This is a genomic window from Arthrobacter sp. AG367 (genome assembly GCF_007828995.1).
Taxonomy (GTDB): Bacteria; Actinomycetota; Actinomycetes; order Actinomycetales; family Micrococcaceae; genus Arthrobacter.
In genome coordinates, this window is sequence record NZ_VIVE01000001.1 from 850,739 (window position 1) to 866,780 (window position 16,042).

At 65.3% G+C, this 16,042-nt stretch carries 14 protein-coding genes, 1 tRNA gene and 1 pseudogene; 6 read left to right on the top strand and 10 right to left on the bottom strand.

The window, feature by feature from the left end; all coding sequences use genetic code 11:
• Window positions 1-84: 84 nt before the first annotated feature.
• Window positions 85-1,008 (bottom strand): Nif3-like dinuclear metal center hexameric protein, encoded by a 924-nt coding sequence (locus FB478_RS03930; protein WP_186447724.1) that lies wholly within the window; start codon window positions 1,006-1,008, stop codon window positions 85-87.
• A gap of 99 nt (window positions 1,009-1,107) precedes the next feature.
• On the opposite strand from FB478_RS03930, the gene msrA reads away from it, so the two are divergent.
• The 3 genes from msrA (at window position 1,108) to epsC (ending at window position 3,256) form a co-directional block, all read left to right on the top strand.
• Window positions 1,108-1,632, top strand: a complete 525-nt coding sequence (msrA, locus tag FB478_RS03935; protein WP_018769512.1) for a peptide-methionine (S)-S-oxide reductase MsrA — start codon at window positions 1,108-1,110, stop codon at window positions 1,630-1,632.
• Between the two features lie 64 nt (window positions 1,633-1,696).
• Complete coding sequence (gene cysK / locus FB478_RS03940) at window positions 1,697-2,632, top strand: cysteine synthase A (protein WP_026265806.1); 936 nt, start codon at window positions 1,697-1,699, stop codon at window positions 2,630-2,632.
• A gap of 39 nt (window positions 2,633-2,671) precedes the next feature.
• On the top strand, window positions 2,672-3,256 hold the full coding sequence (epsC, locus tag FB478_RS03945) for a serine O-acetyltransferase EpsC (RefSeq protein ID WP_018769514.1): 585 nt from the start codon (window positions 2,672-2,674) through the stop codon (window positions 3,254-3,256).
• Between the two features lie 79 nt (window positions 3,257-3,335).
• Here the strand turns inward: epsC and gndA are convergent, their stop codons facing one another.
• On the bottom strand, window positions 3,336-4,775 hold the full coding sequence (gndA, locus tag FB478_RS03950) for an NADP-dependent phosphogluconate dehydrogenase (protein ID WP_144599815.1): 1,440 nt from the start codon (window positions 4,773-4,775) through the stop codon (window positions 3,336-3,338).
• 231 nt (window positions 4,776-5,006) lie between these two features.
• Between gndA and FB478_RS03955 the strand changes: the two genes are divergently transcribed.
• Window positions 5,007-5,732 (top strand): FadR/GntR family transcriptional regulator, encoded by a 726-nt coding sequence (locus tag FB478_RS03955; protein WP_018769516.1) that lies wholly within the window; start codon window positions 5,007-5,009, stop codon window positions 5,730-5,732.
• Here FB478_RS03955 and FB478_RS03960 read toward each other — a convergent pair.
• The 8 genes and pseudogenes from FB478_RS03960 to FB478_RS03995 form a co-directional block, all read right to left on the bottom strand.
• Window positions 5,713-6,794, bottom strand: a pseudogene (locus FB478_RS03960) (L-idonate 5-dehydrogenase). The gene FB478_RS03955 and the pseudogene FB478_RS03960 overlap by 20 nt on opposite strands.
• Window positions 6,794-7,564: an SDR family oxidoreductase gene (locus FB478_RS03965; protein ID WP_056390760.1), complete on the bottom strand. Its 771-nt coding sequence runs from the start codon at window positions 7,562-7,564 to the stop codon at window positions 6,794-6,796. The pseudogene FB478_RS03960 and the gene FB478_RS03965 overlap by 1 nt, the downstream one beginning before the upstream one ends.
• Window positions 7,561-8,490 (bottom strand): NAD(P)-dependent oxidoreductase, encoded by a 930-nt coding sequence (locus tag FB478_RS03970; RefSeq protein WP_056390876.1) that lies wholly within the window; start codon window positions 8,488-8,490, stop codon window positions 7,561-7,563. Before FB478_RS03970 ends, FB478_RS03965 begins: the two co-directional genes overlap by 4 nt.
• 451 nt (window positions 8,491-8,941) lie before the next feature.
• Window positions 8,942-9,220: a hypothetical protein gene (locus FB478_RS03975; RefSeq protein WP_082581725.1), complete on the bottom strand. Its 279-nt coding sequence runs from the start codon at window positions 9,218-9,220 to the stop codon at window positions 8,942-8,944.
• Between the two features lie 111 nt (window positions 9,221-9,331).
• A tRNA-Val gene (locus tag FB478_RS03980) sits at window positions 9,332-9,407 on the bottom strand.
• A 104-nt stretch (window positions 9,408-9,511) separates the two neighbouring features.
• Entirely contained in the window at window positions 9,512-10,432 is a 921-nt protein-coding gene (locus tag FB478_RS03985; protein ID WP_056390765.1) for an NAD-dependent protein deacetylase, read from the bottom strand.
• Window positions 10,433-10,438: 6 nt separating this feature from the next.
• Window positions 10,439-10,933, bottom strand: coding sequence for a peroxiredoxin (locus FB478_RS03990; protein WP_056390768.1), 495 nt, complete (start codon window positions 10,931-10,933; stop codon window positions 10,439-10,441).
• Window positions 10,930-11,349 carry a DUF3052 domain-containing protein gene (locus tag FB478_RS03995; RefSeq protein WP_026265808.1) on the bottom strand — a complete coding sequence of 140 codons (420 nt, stop codon included), beginning with the start codon at window positions 11,347-11,349 and terminating at the stop codon, window positions 10,930-10,932. Before FB478_RS03995 ends, FB478_RS03990 begins: the two co-directional genes overlap by 4 nt.
• Window positions 11,350-11,776: 427 nt before the next feature.
• Here FB478_RS03995 and aceE point away from each other — a divergent pair, with 427 nt between their 5' ends.
• Window positions 11,777-14,518, top strand: a complete 2,742-nt coding sequence (gene aceE, locus FB478_RS04000) for a pyruvate dehydrogenase (acetyl-transferring), homodimeric type (protein ID WP_144599816.1) — start codon at window positions 11,777-11,779, stop codon at window positions 14,516-14,518.
• 191 nt (window positions 14,519-14,709) lie between these two features.
• Window positions 14,710-15,954, top strand: coding sequence for a CdaR family transcriptional regulator (locus FB478_RS04005; protein WP_018768270.1), 1,245 nt, complete (start codon window positions 14,710-14,712; stop codon window positions 15,952-15,954).
• Window positions 15,955-16,042: the final 88 nt, after the last annotated feature.

Below are 16,042 nucleotides of genomic sequence, written 5' to 3' on the forward strand. Positions count from 1 at the left end.
GCCGTGGCCGGGCACCGAACCGGCGCTTCCTAGACTCTAGCGCGTGGCCCCGCTTCCCTGCCTCGCCGCATCCCGGGCTGCTGCCTAGCCCGGCGTGAGGATGAAGTCCCAGGGGTCGCTGTTGGTGGTGCTGACCTGGATCTCCACCTCATGTCCCTGGTCAGCCAGGACGTTGCCCAGGGCGGCCGCGGCCGCAGGCAGCCAAAGCCATTCACTGGCGAAGTGCGACACGTCCACCAGGTACGGCCGTCCGTTGAGGGCGGCTTCGCGCGCCTCGGAGGCCGGGTGGTGGCGAAGGTCCGAGGTGACGTAGACGTCGGCGTTGCTGGCGCGCACCTCATTGAACAGCGAATCGCCGGCACCGCCGCACACCGCGATGCGCCGCACCAGTCCGTCCTTGTCGCCGGAGACCCGCACTCCCCCGGCCACTGACGGAAGAATTCCAAACACCCGGGCCGCGAAGTCGCCCAGGCTCATGGCATCCGCCAGGTCGCCCACGCGGCCGATGCCTTCCTCCGGGAGCCCGTTGGCTGCCACCGTGAGCGGGGCGACGTCCTGGAGCCCCAGGGCGTCGGCCAGGACATCGGAAACGCCTCCGACGGCGGAGTCGCCGTTGGTGTGCACGGTCAGCAGTGCCGTTCCCGACTCGATGAGCCGGTGGACTGCCCGGCCCTTCGCCGACGTGGCGGCGACCGACGTGACGCCCTTCAGCAGGAGGGGGTGGTGGGTGATGAGCAGTTCGGCTCCCCACTCAACGGCTTCCTCGATGACCTCCAGCGTGGGATCAACCGCAAACATCACCTTGGTGACGGCGGCGGACGGGTGGCCTGCCACGAGCCCTACCTCGTCCCAGTTTTCCGCCAGGGACTCCGGCCACAGTTCCTCAACTGCCAGGAGCAGTTCGGCCAAAGTGGGAGCGTCCGCGGAACCGGCCGGAGCCGGCGTGTCGGAGGAGGCTTCGCCGTCGTGATCTGCCTGGCCGGTAACGTCGGTGTCCACAGGTTCCATAGTCTTAGTTTTACCCCATCGGCTTGCGGCCGCCGCAGTTTGCGGCATGGCGCGGGGCCGGCAGGGAATGATCCCGGGCCGTCAACCATTGAAGAGGTCATGAAAACTTTTGTTCTTGGCGGAGGTTGCTTCTGGTGCCTTGACGCCGTCTACCAGAAGACACGGGGTGTCACCTCGGTGGTGTCCGGCTACACGGGCGGCCACGATCCCCATCCGGACTACTACTCGGTCTGCAGTGGAACCACTGGCCACGCGGAGGTGGTGGCGGTGACCTTCGACGAGGAGGTTATCCCCGCGGAAGTTGTCCTTGACATGTTCTTCGCCCTTCATGACCCCACCACGCTGAACCGGCAGGGATACGACGTGGGCACCCAGTACCGTTCCTCGATGTTCTACGAGACCACGGAGGAGAAGATCCTGTTCGAGGAAGCCATCGAACGCAACCAAGCGCTGTGGCCGCATCCCATTGTCACCGAGGTCAGCCGCCTGCCGCGGTTCCACGTGGCGGAGGAATTCCATCAGGATTACTACGCCAAACACCCGGAGCAGGGGTATTGCCAGGTGATCATCAACCCCAAGCTGGCCAAGGCCCGGAAATATTACTCTGCATGGCTTAACGCTTAGCCTCCGTTACGCGGCCTCGTTAGGCTGACCTCAGTATTCACCCCTTAGAGATAGGCGTATGTACATGGCACGGATCTATGACGATGTGACGCAACTGGTGGGCGGGACCCCACTGGTCCGGCTGAACCGGCTCAGCGAGGGGCTGGACGCCACCGTTGCCGTGAAGCTGGAGTTCTACAACCCGGCCAACAGCGTCAAGGACCGCATCGGCGTTGCCATCATCGACGCCGCGGAAAAATCGGGCGCCCTCAAGCCCGGCGGCACCATCGTCGAAGGCACCTCCGGCAACACGGGCATCGCCCTCGCCATGGTGGGTGCCGCCCGCGGGTACAAGGTCATCCTCACCATGCCTGAGACCATGTCCACCGAGCGCCGGGTCATGCTGCGCGCATTCGGTGCCGAGATCGTCCTGACCCCGGGATCCGAGGGCATGCGCGGAGCCGTGGAAAAGGCCCAGGAAATCGTGGCCAACACCGAGAACTCCATTTGGGCCCAGCAGTTCGCCAACGAAGCCAACCCGGAGATCCACCGCAGGACCACCGCCGAGGAAGTATGGGAAGACACCGACGGAGGCGTGGACATCTTCGTGGCCGGCGTTGGCACCGGCGGAACCATCACCGGCGTCGGGCAGGTCCTGAAGGAACGCAAACCCGGCGTACAGATCGTGGCGGTGGAACCCAAGGACTCCCCCATCCTGAACGGCGGCGCCCCCGGCCCGCACAAGATCCAGGGACTGGGCGCCAACTTCATCCCGGAGCTGCTGGACACCAACGTCTACGACGAGGTTATTGACGCAAACCTGGAGGACTCGGTCCGCGTTGCGCGCGAACTGGGCATCAAGGAAGGCATCCTGGGCGGCATCTCCTCCGGCGCCATCGTCTGGGCCGCACTGGAACTGGCCAAGCGTCCGGAAAATGCCGGCAAGCTGATCGTGGCGGTCGTTTGCGACTTCGGTGAGCGTTACATCTCCACCGTGCTCTATGACGACATCCGCGGCTGATCAGCCCGCCGTCCGCCCGTTTCCTGTAGAAAGAACTTTGTGGGCTTTTTCGCAAGACTGAAGGAAGACCTCGACGCCGCCCGGTCCCACGACCCGGCGGCTCGAGGTTCTTTTGAGAACTTTTTCGCCTATTCCGGCCTGCATGCCATCTGGATCCACCGGCTGACGCACCGCATGTGGCAGAACCCGTCGCTTCGCTTTCCGGCGCGCCTGCTGTCCCAGCTGGGCCGGTCCTGGACCGGTATTGAGATCCATCCGGGTGCCACGATCGGACGTCGTTTCTTCATTGACCATGGCATGGGTGTGGTCATTGGCGAGACAGCCGAGATCGGCGAGGACGTGATGATCTATCACGGCGTCACGCTCGGTGGGCGCTCACTTGCCCGGATCAAACGCCACCCCACCATCGGTGACCGGGTCACCATCGGTGCCGGAGCCAAAATCCTGGGGCCCATCACCATCGGCCGGGACAGTGCCGTCGGCGCCAACGCCGTGGTGGTGAAGGATGCGCCGCCGGAATCGATCGTTACCGGTGTTCCGGCCAAATGGAGGCACCGGGACGCGCAGCGGGAAACCAAGCCCGCCGTCGATCCGGCCGAATACGACATCGAGTACCGGATCTAGAAGTACCAGGCACAGCAAGAGGCGGGCAGTTTCCCGGAGAACCGGGAAACTGCCCGCCTTTGTCATGCGGCGGCAGCTGCTAGTGGGTGTCCACCGCTTCAACTTCGGACTTGTCCTCGCCCCAGAGGGTGTGGAAGGTTCCCTCGGTGTCGACGCGGCCGTAGGTGTGTGCACCGAAGAGGTCGCGCTGGCCCTGGATCAGGGCGGCGGCCACGCGCTTGCGGCGCAGGCCGTCGTAGTACGCCAGCGATGAGGAGAACACCGGCACCGGGATGCCGAGCTGGACGGCGGTGGCAACAACGCGGCGCCACGCCGGCAGGGCGTCTGCAATGGCCTTGGTGAATGCCGGGGCGAACAGCAGGTTGGCCGGCTTCTGGTCCGCTGCGTAGGCCTTGGTGATGTCCTTGAGGAGCTCGGCGCGGATGATGCAGCCGGCGCGCCACAGGGAGGCGATCTCGTCCAGCTTCAGTTCCCAGCCGTATTCCTTGGCGGCCGAGGTCAGCATGTCCAGGCCCTGGGCGTAGGAGACCAGCTTGGACGCGTAGAGCGCCTGGCGGACGTCCTCAACGAAGGTTTCCGGGATTTCGACGTCGGCCTCGTTGCCTGCCAGCAGTTCCTGGCCCAGCCTGCGCTGCCCGGCCTGGGAGGAGAGGGCGCGGGCGAAGACGGATTCGGCGATGCCGGACACCGGCGAGCCAAGTTCCAGGGCGGAAATGACGGTCCAGCGGCCCGTACCCTTCTGGCCGGCGGCGTCGACGACGACGTCAACGAACGGCTTGCCGGTCTTGGCGTCCACGTGGCCCAGGACCTCGGCGGAAATCTCGATCAGGAAGGATGAAAGCTCCCCCTTGTTCCATTCGGTGAAGATCTTGGCCTGTTCGGCGGGCTCGATGCCGGCACCGGAGCGGAGCAGGTCGAAGGCCTCGCCGATAACCTGCATGTCGGCATATTCGATGCCGTTGTGGACCATCTTGACGAAGTGGCCGGCGCCGTCGGTGCCGATCCAGGCGCAGCAGGGCTCGCCGTCGACCTTCGCGGAAATCTTCTCCAGCAGCGGGCCGAGGGCCTTGTAGGACTCCTTGGAACCGCCGGGCATGATGGACGGGCCGTTCAGTGCACCCTCTTCGCCGCCGGACACACCGACGCCCACGAAGTGCAGGTCCTTCTTCGCCAGTGCGGCTTCCCGGCGGCGGGTGTCCTCGTAGTGGGAGTTGCCGGCGTCGATGATGATGTCGCCCGGCTCCAGGAGCGGCTCCAGCTGCTCAATGACGGAATCGACCGGCTTGCCGGCCTTGACCATGATGAGCACCCGGCGGGGCTTTTCCAGGGAATCAACAAGTTCCTGGAGGGTCTCGGTCCGGACGAAGTCGCCTTCGGAGCCGTGCTTCTCCAGCAGCGCGTCGGTCTTCTCCACCGACCTGTTGTGCAGGGCAACCGTGAACCCGTTGCGGGCCAGGTTGCGGGCCAGGTTGGCGCCCATGACGGCGAGGCCGGTGACACCGATGTGTGCTGCAGACATCAATAACTCCAATTCATTGTTTACCCCGGTTGCCGGCTTCCGCAGGCGGGAAGACACCGGGGCAGATCAGGGGGTCGGAATAAAGCATATATATTCTCGCTGTGACGCGAAAGTAACAGCTGCGTAATGGAACCATTGTTTCGGTGCCGGTTCAGGTTGGCCACCCTGCGAACCACCGCGGCAGCGGGCGCACGCACAACCGGGCGTCGGCCAGCAACTAGGCTTAGAAGCATGACCAGCAGCCTCCACCACCGTGCCATCGACAACCTGGGCACCCGGATTATCTCGGGGGATCTCCCGGCGGGCCACGTCATGCTGGCGGAGCAGTTGGAGGATGAACTGAAAGTGTCCCGCTCGGTGATCCGGGAAGCGGTGCGGGTCCTGCAGTCGCTGGGGCTGGTGGAAACCACCAAGCGGGTGGGCATCCGTGTGCTGCCGGCAAGCCGTTGGAATCCTTTCGATCCCCAGGTGATCCGGTGGCGGCTGGCAAGCGACGCACGCGGCGCGCAGCTCCGCTCCCTCGCCGAACTGCGCGCCGCGGTGGAACCCGCGGCCGCCGAACTGGCGGCACAGAATGCCCCTGCACCGCTGCGGATGGAGCTCGTGGACGTTGCCCGTGCAATGCGGGAGGCCGGCAACAACGGCGAAGTTGCACGCTTCCTGGAACTGGACATCCGGTTCCACTCCCTGCTGCTCTCCGGCTCGGGCAACGAGATGTTCGCCAACCTCATGGGCCAGGTGGCCGAGACCCTGACAGGCCGCACCGTTCATGGCCTGATGCCCGACCACCCGCACCAGGCCGCCCTCCAGTGGCACGAGGATGTGGCGCAAGCGATTGCCAGGGGCGATGCCGCGTCCGCGCGCGAAGCCTCTGACCGGATCATGCGGCGCACCATGTCCCAGATGGCCGACACCTGGACGGAACAGCCACGGGTGTTTATCCCCGTTCGACAGTAGCTTCGCTCCGGGGGCCGAAGCTGAGGAGGACTTTTCCGGATTCGGCGGAGTTGCGGGCCATGGTGAAGGCTTCCAGTGCGTTGTCCACGGGGTATTCGTGGGTGATGACGGGCTCGATGTGCAGGGTCCTGTCGGTGAGGGCGGCGATGACGTTATCGATCTCGTCGTTGAACCGGAAGGAGCCTTTGAGGTCGAGTTCGCGGGTGATGGCCAGGGAGATCAGTACCGGCTGCGGCCCGGTGGGCAGCAGGCCCACCATCACCACGGTGCCGCCGCGGGCCGCGCCCTGGATGGCGGAGGCCAGGCCGTGGTGGTTGCCGGAGGATTCAATCACGACGTCGGCCTCCACGGCGGCGATCGCCTCCGCATCGCCGGCGGTGATCACCTGGTCCGCTCCCACGGCTTGGGCGATTTCCAGTGGTGTGGGGTGCACGTCGACGGCGGTGATCCGGGCCGCGCCGGCGCGTTTCAGGACGGCGACGGCGAGGGCCCCAATGGGCCCGGACCCGATCACGAGCGCCGATTTGCCGGCCACGTCCCCGGCCCGGGAGACGGCGTGCCAGGCCACGGCGGCCGGCTCGATCAACGCGGCGGTCCGCAGGCCAACACCGTTGGGCAGGGGCCGGAGCACCCGGGTGGGGAGGTTCACGTACCGGCTGAACGCCCCGTCCGTGTGCGGGAACCGCGCGGCACTGCCCAGGTAGGTGCAGCCCGGGGACAGGTTGGGCCGGTCCGCCGGGTAACGTGCGGCACCCGGGCCCGGGGTGGCCGGATGGACCGCCACCGCAGTGCCCGCGGCCGGGCCGGTCCCGTCAGCCGCGCCCGGACCACCGTCCCGGAAATCTCATGGCCCAGCACCAGCGGCGCCCTCAGGATCGACTCCCCGGCCGCGCCGTGCAGCCAGTAGTGCAGGTCCGACCCGCAAATCCCGCCGAACGCCACCTCGACCACCGCCTCATCCGCGGCCGGAGCGGTATGGGCCAGTTCGTCGATCCGCAGATCGTTGGCGGCGTGCGCCACCACGGCCGGGCCGGACACGGGGAGTGCTGTATCCAGTGCCATCAGACCACCACCGTCATTCCGCCATCGATAAAAATAGTCTGCCCGTTCACGAAATCAGACCCGTCCGAGGCCAGCCACACGGCCGGCCCGGCCAGGTCCTGCACGGTCCCCCACCGGTTGGCCGGGGTCCGGCCCAGGATCCAGGAGTTGAACTGCTCATCATCCACCAGGTTCTGCGTCATCTCCGTATGGATATAGCCCGGCGCGATCCCGTTGATCTGCAACCCGGACCCGGCCCACTCCGCCGTCATCGCCCGGGTCAGGTTCCGCAGCCCGCCCTTCGCCGCAATGTACGGCGCGATCGTGGGGCGGGCCAGGTCCGTCTGCACCGAGCAGATGTTGACGATCTTCCCCCGCCCCCGCGGGATCATGTACCGCGCTGCTTCCCGGCCCACCAGGAACGCGCTGGTCAGGTCCGTGGAAATCACCCGTTCCCAATCCTTCACGTCCAAATCCAGCATCGGCACCCGGTGCTGGATCCCTGCATTGTTCACCAGGATCTCCAACGGCCCCACATGCTCCTCCACCCATGCCACCCCGCGCGCCGCCCCGGCGTCGCTCGTCACGTCAAAAGCGACACTGTGAACCCGGCCCGGAGCGTAGTCGGCGGCCATCGCCGCCGCGGCATCCTTGAGCCGCTCCCCGTTGATACCGTTCAACACCACCGTTGCCCCGGCGTCGGCCAGTGCCCGCGCCAACGCGTTGCCAATCCCCCGGCTGGACCCCGTCACCAAGGCAACCCGGCCGGTCAAATCAAACAAAGAACTCATGGTGCAACTGTTCCTTCCGCCGCTCCCGCGGCTCCTTGACTGAGGTTGGAGACCACCTGCCGCACGACGGCAAGGTCCTGGTCGCCGAGGCCCTGGCGCCTTAGCTCCGCGTAGAGCTCGATGCCGGCCGCTGCCATTGGGGTTGCCACGCCCGCCGCCTCGGCGGCATCCAGCACAAACCCAAGGTCCTTGTGCATGAATTTGGCCGGGCCGGTGGGGGTGTAATCCTTGCTGACCAGGCGCGGGCCCACGATCTCCAGGACCCTGCTCGCGGCCAAGCCGCCGGACAGGACCTCGAACAGTGCCGCCGGATCCAGCCCGGAGCGTTCGGCAAGTTCGGCAGCCTCGGCAAGCGCCGCCGTCGTGGTCCCCACCACCAACTGGTTGCAGGCCTTGGCAAGTGAGCCCGCGCCCAGTGGGCCAAGGTGGCGCACTGTGGTACCCATGGTCCGCAGCAGGGGCTCAACGCGGCGGAAGGACTGTTCGTCGTCCGCGCCTGCCATGATGGCGAGGGTGCCGTCCGCCGCACCCTTGGTGCCTCCGCTCACGGGTGCATCCACGACCCGTGCGTTGCCGGAACTGAACTCCCGGACGCGCCGCCCGAATTCCTGTACGCCGGTGGGCGAAACGCTGCTCATGACCAGCAGGACGGTATTCGGTGCCGGCGGGTTCTGCTTCCAGCTCTCCAGCAGGTCATGTGCTGTTTCCTCTATGTGTGGCAGGTCAGGCAGCATGAACACGATGGCGGGGAGGTTCCGCATCTCCACGACCCGCTCAACGGCACACCCGCCGAGGTCCTGCAGCCGGGTGAGCGCTTCAGGCGACCGGTTCCAGCCGCTGACCTGCCAGCCCCCTGCGATGGCATTGGAAGCCATCAAATTACCCATATGCCCCAGGCCCACGAAGCCTGCCCGCTTGTCCTCCATGATCTGCCTCACATCGTCGTGCTGGAAAGAGTTGTTCAATATCCTAGTCACAATTCAGCATAATGAACTCCATAGTGCTTGGAATTACGTTTCCGCTGCTGTCCGGGTTGAGGCAGGTTTTATGGACCTCACTGGTGGGCGACTGATCCTCAAGGACCTTCCCGTGAACCTAGGGATCCCACGAATCCTCCACGTCCAACCCGCCGCCCGGCGGTGCCATAGTGTCCATTCATGTGAACAACAACCACCATGACGGCCTGTGAACGGCGGTTTTCGTGGCCCTGATCCAACGTGAAGCAGCCGAACGGCGCATGACTTTTTGTTTCCAGCAGTTCACGGTATATTCATCCCAAGCCCTCCACCGCGGCATCCCCCAATAGCCGCGGTGGAGGGTTTTCCAATGCCGGAAAGTCAACGCCGGCGTGATGCCTGCGTATCCAGGCATTGATCGTCAAGCTGCGTCCGCTGCCGTGTCCCGTAACCTCCAGCCTCCGCCGATCCCATCGCGCTGGAGGTACATGGTGGTCAGCGCTGACTTGCTGTTGTTGCCCAGCCGCACCTGCAGCTGCAGGACTTCGACGTCCACACCACTGTTGCCCTTCGGCATCCGCCGGCTGGTTTCCCACCAGTTGATGCGCTCGAACCACCTGACCGGCTCGGCACCAACCGCCCATTCCCTGCCCCGGCTCAGCACCGTCGTCGGTATTCCGTTGCTGTCTGTGTGCACCATGACATGTTCCATTCCTGCAACGTATGGCAAGGGTCCGACAATGACGGCAGGAGGGCGGGCAGCAAAAAACCCGCCGCCCGCCGGTAAGGCGGGGACAGCGGGTTTGTAGTTTGGTGGGTCCTACCGGGATCGAACCGATGACATCCACGGTGTAAACGTGGCGCTCTACCAGCTGAGCTAAAGACCCAAATCACGCGGTTTCCGGCCGGACTGCCGCAACCAACGAACATAAACTCTACCCGACAGGGGACCGGAAACGCGAATCCGCGCACCGAACCGCCTGAGGTGTCCCTACAGGGCGGGGAGTTCGGCCGCGAGGTAGCCCAGCGCCTGGCTGACGCCGGCTTCAAGCTTGACGGTCGCCTTGTCATCACCACGGGTGGCGCCCCGGTTGATGATCACCACCGGCTTGGATTCCTTGGCCGCATGCCGCACAAACCGAAGACCGCTCATGACCGTCAGGGAAGAACCGGCAACCACCAGCGCGGCTGCCCCGTCCACCATGGCGTACGAACGTTCCACCCGGTCCTTGGGCACATTTTCCCCAAAGTAGACGAAGTCCGGCTTCAGGGTACCGCCACAGGCAGGACAGACCGGCACCACGAAGCTGCTGATGAGGGCCTGGTCCTCCACGGTGGCGTCAGCATCCGGCGCCATCTCCACCAACCCGGACGCCGCTGCCCGTTCCAGGAATCCGGGGTTGAGTTCCTCGAAAACACCGGCCAGGAGGCGCCGGGTGTAGGTCCGCCCGCAGTCGAGGCATATCACCTGGTCATACCGGCCGTGCAGATCGACGACGTTGGAGCTGCCGGCGTCCTGGTGCAGGCGGTCAACGTTCTGGGTAATGAGGCCCGTGAGGTAACCGCGGCGTTCCAGCTCTGCTGCTGAATAGTGGCCCACGTTCGGGTCCGCGTGCCGCATATGGGACCACCCGATGTGGTTCCGGGCCCAGTAGCGGCGCCGGTTGGCCGCGTCCCGGACAAACTCCTGGTAGGTCATGGGCTGCCGCGGCGGCGAGTCCGGGCCACGGTAGTCCGGAATGCCGGAGTCGGTGCTCAGGCCCGCGCCCGTCAGCAGGGCGAACGGGGCACCGGCAAGCAGGTCGCGGATCCTGGCCAGCACCTCGAGGTCATCGCCTGACAGCGGAGCAGGGGCTACCGGCGGCATGCTGGCAAAGCCGGTAAGGCCCGTCCCCCGCCGATGTTCCGCCATGGTCGATCAGGCCTGATTCAGATCCGCCAGGGCCGCGCGGTATTCGGCGAAGTCCCGGGCCTGTCCGCGGGGATTCACAACGCTGTAACGGATCCTGCCGTCGGCGTCGATGATGAAGGTGGCGCGCTTGGCCATGCCACTGACGTCGTCGAACACACCGTAAGCACTGGCCACGGCCCCATGCGGCCAGAAGTCGGCAAGGAGGTCGAAGCTGTAGCCTTCCTGCGCCGCATAGGCCCGGAGGCTGAACTTGCTGTCCACGGACACTGCAAGGACCACCGCGTTCGAATCCTCGAATGTGGCCAGGTTGTCCCGTATCTCGCACAGTTCACCCGTGCAGATCCCCGAGAATGCAAACGGGTAGAAGACCAGGGCCACGTTCTGCCCCCGGAAGGATGACAGCGTCACGGGCTCGCCGTACTGGTTGGCAAGCTCGAAGTCGGGCGCTTCCGCGCCCAGTGCAGGAACAGCTGCGGAAGCGGCCTCAACCGCTGACGTCATTTGTTCTTCCTGCTGACAAGGCGGGTTGCACTCCAGTCCTTCGAGACTCCCGCTGAGGTGGTGACGTGCAGGCCGGCGGTGGGTGCGGCTTCCTGGATGTCTGCTGGCGAGACGTAGCCGTCCCTGCCTGACTTGGGGGTGAGGACCCAGACAACACCGTTTTCGCTCAGGGTAGTGAGGGAATCCATCAGGCTGTCCACCAGGTCCCCGTCGCCGTCGCGCCACCACAGGATGACGGCGTCCGCCACCTCGTGATCGTCCTCGTCCAGCAACTCGGAACCTGTGAGGTCCTCAATATCGTCACGCAAGTCGAAATCGACATCGTCGTCGTAACCGAACTCCTGAATCAGATCCCCGTTCTTGAAACCCAATTTTTCCGCCACATTTACCGAAGTGGCGGCGTCGGCCTCGCTCACGTGTTCCTCCAATACCTCATATATGCAGTGTGCATAGTGATTTCCATTACTCCCAAGCCAACACCCTTTGTGCCTGCGCTTCAAGCTGCCGCCCCCGGGACTGCGCATATTCTGCGTCACATCCGGCTTCAGCATCCCCGTCACAAGGGCTTTTTGTCACACAACCAGTATGACGAACGAAATACAACCGCAGCACCTGACCCGCGGCTACGCATCGCGTTGCGGTCAGGGCTAGAGTGGCTGGTGACAACTATGGCTGCGGGACGACAACCTTGTGACTCCGTGCAGACATAGGAGCGCTAGGAAGCTGCCCGGCACACATGCCCGGGCTGTTGTAACCGATACGTCGCACACGGCGTATGTACGCCGGGCAGTCACCCTGCCTGGCCTGAGTGCGCCGATTCATGCGCGCAAAGAGAGGTTGGACGTGGCTGCAGGAGAAGATACCTCCCATATCCTCAGCGGGTTGACTAACCAGCTGCCTGATCGTGATCCGGAAGAGACTGCCGAGTGGGTTGAGTCCCTGGATGCGTTGATCAGGGAACAGGGCACCGAGCGTGCCCAATACATCATGCGGAGCCTGCTGCAGCGCGCCGGCGCGCAGAGCGTCGGGGTGCCGATGGTGACCACCACCGATTACGTGAACACGATCCCGGTGGACCAGGAAGCCCAGTTCCCGGGCAACGAGGAGTACGAGCGCCGGTACCGGGCCTACATGCGGTGGAACGCTGCGGTCATGGTCCACCGGGCGCAGCGGCCCGATATCGGCGTCGGCGGGCACATCTCCACCTACGCCGGTGCCGCGACCCTGTACGAGGTCGGGTTCAACCACTTCTTCCGCGGCAAGGACCACCCCGGCGGCGGGGACCAGGTCTTCTTCCAGGGCCACGCCTCCCCCGGCATGTACGCCCGGGCGTTCATGGAAGGACGCCTCTCCGAGGAGGACCTGGACGGGTTCCGGCAGGAAAAGTCCCGCGAGGGCCACGCCCTGTCCTCCTACCCGCACCCGCGCCTGATGCCGCACTTCTGGGAATTCCCCACCGTGTCCATGGGCATCGGCCCGATGAACGCGATCTACCAGGCCCAGAACAACCGGTACCTGCACAACCGGGGCCTGAAAGACACCTCCGACCAGCAGGTCTGGGCGTTCCTGGGCGACGGCGAAATGGACGAACCCGAATCCCGCGGCCTGCTGCAGCTGGCGGCGAACGAAAACCTGGACAACCTGAACTTCGTCATCAACTGCAACCTCCAGCGCCTGGACGGGCCGGTGCGCGGCAACGGCAAGATCATGCAGGAACTCGAAGCGTTCTTCCGCGGCGCGGGCTGGAACGTGATCAAGGTCGTCTGGGGCCGGGAATGGGATGACCTGCTCACCCGCGACACCGACGGGTCCCTGGTGAAAATCATGAACGAAACCGTCGACGGGGACTACCAGACCTACAAAGCCGAATCCGGCGGGTTCGTCCGCGAACACTTCTTCGGCAAAACCCCGCAGACCAAAGACCTCGTCGCGGACCTCACCGACGACCAAATCTGGAACCTCAAACGCGGCGGCCACGACTACCGCAAGGTCTACGCAGCCTACAAAGCCGCCACCGAATTCAAGGGCAAACCCACCGTCATCCTCGCCCACACCGTCAAGGGCTACGGCCTGGGACCGCACTTCGAGGGCCGCAACGCGACCCACCAGATGAAGAAGCTGACCCTGGATGACCTGAAGAAGTTCCGCGACCACCTGCGGATCCCCGTCAGTGACGAACAGCTCGAGAAGGACTCGTACCGGCCGCCGTACTACCACCCCGGTAACGACGCCCCGGAAATCAAGTACATGATGGAGCGCCGCGCTGCCCTGGGCGGAGCCGTCCCGGAACGCCGGAACACCCACGCCGAGATTGTGCTGCCCGACGCGAAGTCCTACGAGGTGGCAAAGCGCGGTTCGGGCAAGCAGCAGGCCGCCACCACCATGGCCTTCGTCCGGCTCCTCAAGGACCTGATGCGGGATAAGAACTTCGGCAAGCACATCGCCCCGATCATCCCCGACGAAGCACGCACGTTCGGCATGGATGCGTTCTTCCCCACCGCGAAGATCTACAACCCCAAGGGCCAGAACTACCTCTCCGTGGACCGCGACCTGGTCCTGGCCTACAAGGAATCCCCCGCCGGGCAACTGATCCACCCCGGCATCAACGAAGCCGGCGCCGTGGCAGCCTTCACCGCCGCCGGGACCTCCTACGCCACCCACGGCGTGCCCCTGGTCCCGGTCTACGTGTTCTACTCCATGTTCGGCTTCCAGCGCACCGGCGACGCCTTCTGGGCCGCAGCAGACCAAATGACCCGCGGCTTCATCATCGGCGCCACCGCAGGCCGGACCACCCTCACCGGCGAAGGCCTCCAGCACGCCGACGGCCACTCCCCCCTGCTGGCCTCCACCAACCCCGCCGTGCTCACCTACGACCCCGCCTACGGCTACGAAATCGGCCACATCATCCGCTCCGGCCTCGAACGCATGTACGGGCCGGACTCAACGGACAAGAACGTCATGTACTACCTCACCGTGTACAACGAACCCATCGTCCAGCCCGCCGAACCCGAAAACCTCGACATCGAAGGCGTCATCAAGGGCATCTACCTGCTCGCCCCGGCAAAGATCGACGGCCCCCGCACCCAGATCCTCGCCTCCGGCGTCTCCGTGCCCTGGGCCATCGAAGCCCAGCGCGTCCTGGCCGACGACTGGAACGTCTCCGCCGACGTCTGGTCCGTCACCTCCTGGAACGAACTGCGCCGCGACGGCCTCGCCGCCGAAGAAGAAGCCTTCCTCAACCCCGGCCAACCCGCCCGCACCCCGTTCGTCACCCAGCAACTCGAAGGCGCCACCGGCCCCATCGTCGCCGTCTCCGACTACATGAAAGCCGTCCCCGACCAGATCCGGCAGTTCGTCCCCAACGAATTCGCCACCCTCGGCGCCGACGGCTTCGGCTTCTCCGACACCCGCGCAGCAGCCCGCCGCTACTTCAAGAACGACACCCACTCCATCGTGGTGCGTGCCCTTGAAATGCTGGCGCGCCGTGGCGAGGTGGATGTTGACGCCCCGATCAAGGCCATCGAGAAGTACAAGCTGCTCAACGTCAATGCCGGCACCACCGGCAATGCCGGGGGCGAAGCCTAGCCTTCCGGCTGGACAGCGTATCAAGCAGCATCACGACGACGGCGGCCCCCACCTACCAAGGTGGGGGCCGCCGTCGTCGTGTCTGTAGTGTGCGGCACCGGACGGGGCCGGACGTCTTGTGATCCGTGACAAGGCGGATTGTAGCCTTCGCACAAATGGAGCTTGCGCGACGGTGGCCGTATGCTCAAAGAATGCCAGCACCAGCCAGCCCGTCCTCCAAGCGGAAACCGACCCCGCCGAAGGTCACGCCGGAGAAGTCCGAAACCCTCAAGCAGCTCCGCGCCAACGTCGGCCAGCTCTCCACCAGCACCATGCGCAAGCTGGAGCAGTCGCTCCCCTGGTACAGCCGGCTCAGTGCGGATGAGCGGTCGGCACTGGGAATGGTGGCACAGAACGGCATCGCCGCTTTCGTGACCTGGTACGAGCGGCCGAGCTCGCCGTCGTGGATCCTCACGGATGTCTTTGGGACAGCCCCCACGGAACTCACGCGGTCGATCAGCCTGCAGAAGGCGTTGCAGCTGATCAGGATCGTGGTGGAGGTGGTGGAGGACCAGGTTCCGGTCATCGCGCCGGAAGCCGACCAGCCGTCCCTGCGCGAAGCAGTCCTGCGCTATTCGCGGGAGGTGGCCTTCGCCGCCGCCGACGTGTACGCCCGCGCTGCCGAATCCCGCGGCTCCTGGGATACCCGGTTGGAAGCCCTGATCGTGGATGCGATCCTGCGTGGCGAAAACACGGACGCCCTGCGCTCACGCATCGCAGCGCTTGGCTGGAAGGCGCAGGAGAGGTTCACCGTGATGGTGGGCAATTCGCCCTCCGAACCCAGCGCCAGCTACGTCAGCGAGTTGCGGCGGATGGCCGGGCGCTATGCCGAGGACGCGCTGGTGGGCATCCAGGGCGACCGGCTGATCCTCATCCTTGGCGGCGTGCAGGACCGCGAAACAGCCTATGTGAAGCTCAGCGACATGTTCGCCCCCGGACCCGTGGTTTACGGGCCCGAGGCCAGCTCGCTGCTGGAAGCCAGCGGTTCCGCGCAGTCGGCCTTTGCGGGGCTGACCGCCGCGCGCGCCTGGCCCTCCGCTCCGCGGCCGGTAGCCGCGGACGACCTTCTGCCCGAACGCGTTATTTCCGGCGATGATGCGGCGCGCCGCTCGCTGGTGAAGAACATTTACCGGCCCCTCCTGGCGGCGTCCAACGGCCTGGTGGAAACGCTGGGAACGTACCTGGAACTGGGCCACTCGCTGGAGGCGACAGCCCGGGAACTCTTCGTCCACGCCAATACTGTTCGGTACCGGCTGAAGCGCGTCTGCGACGTCACAGGCTGGGATCCGTTGCTGCCGCGGGAGGCGTTCGTCCTGCAGGCCGCGCTGGTGGTGGGCCGGCTGTCGGCCCCGCCCAAGGCCGCCACGGAGCGGCAACCGTCCCGTAACCAGTCGTGAGGCATTGTAGACTTCCTACAACCTGACCCCGTGAGCTTGGTGCGGTGAAACACCGCTGGATCACGCAGTAATTTGGAAAGCTGGTTAC

What these genes read in the sequence shown, in the direction of transcription:
- cysK (WP_026265806.1), top strand. Translation starts at nt 1,697, where the DNA reads ATGGCACGGATCTATGACGATGTGACGCAACTGGTGGGCGGGACCCCA.
- FB478_RS03990 (WP_056390768.1), bottom strand. Translation starts at nt 10,933, where the DNA reads ATGACGTCAGCGGTTGAGGCCGCTTCCGCAGCTGTTCCTGCACTGGGC.
- FB478_RS03965 (WP_056390760.1), bottom strand. Translation starts at nt 7,564, where the DNA reads ATGAGTTCTTTGTTTGATTTGACCGGCCGGGTTGCCTTGGTGACGGGG.
- FB478_RS03970 (WP_056390876.1), bottom strand. Translation starts at nt 8,490, where the DNA reads ATGGAGGACAAGCGGGCAGGCTTCGTGGGCCTGGGGCATATGGGTAAT.
- gndA (WP_144599815.1), bottom strand. Translation starts at nt 4,775, where the DNA reads ATGTCTGCAGCACACATCGGTGTCACCGGCCTCGCCGTCATGGGCGCC.
- msrA (WP_018769512.1), top strand. Translation starts at nt 1,108, where the DNA reads ATGAAAACTTTTGTTCTTGGCGGAGGTTGCTTCTGGTGCCTTGACGCC.
- FB478_RS03955 (WP_018769516.1), top strand. Translation starts at nt 5,007, where the DNA reads ATGACCAGCAGCCTCCACCACCGTGCCATCGACAACCTGGGCACCCGG.
- FB478_RS03985 (WP_056390765.1), bottom strand. Translation starts at nt 10,432, where the DNA reads ATGGCGGAACATCGGCGGGGGACGGGCCTTACCGGCTTTGCCAGCATG.
- FB478_RS04005 (WP_018768270.1), top strand. Translation starts at nt 14,710, where the DNA reads ATGCCAGCACCAGCCAGCCCGTCCTCCAAGCGGAAACCGACCCCGCCG.
- FB478_RS03975 (WP_082581725.1), bottom strand. Translation starts at nt 9,220, where the DNA reads ATGGTGCACACAGACAGCAACGGAATACCGACGACGGTGCTGAGCCGG.
- FB478_RS03930 (WP_186447724.1), bottom strand. Translation starts at nt 1,008, where the DNA reads ATGGAACCTGTGGACACCGACGTTACCGGCCAGGCAGATCACGACGGC.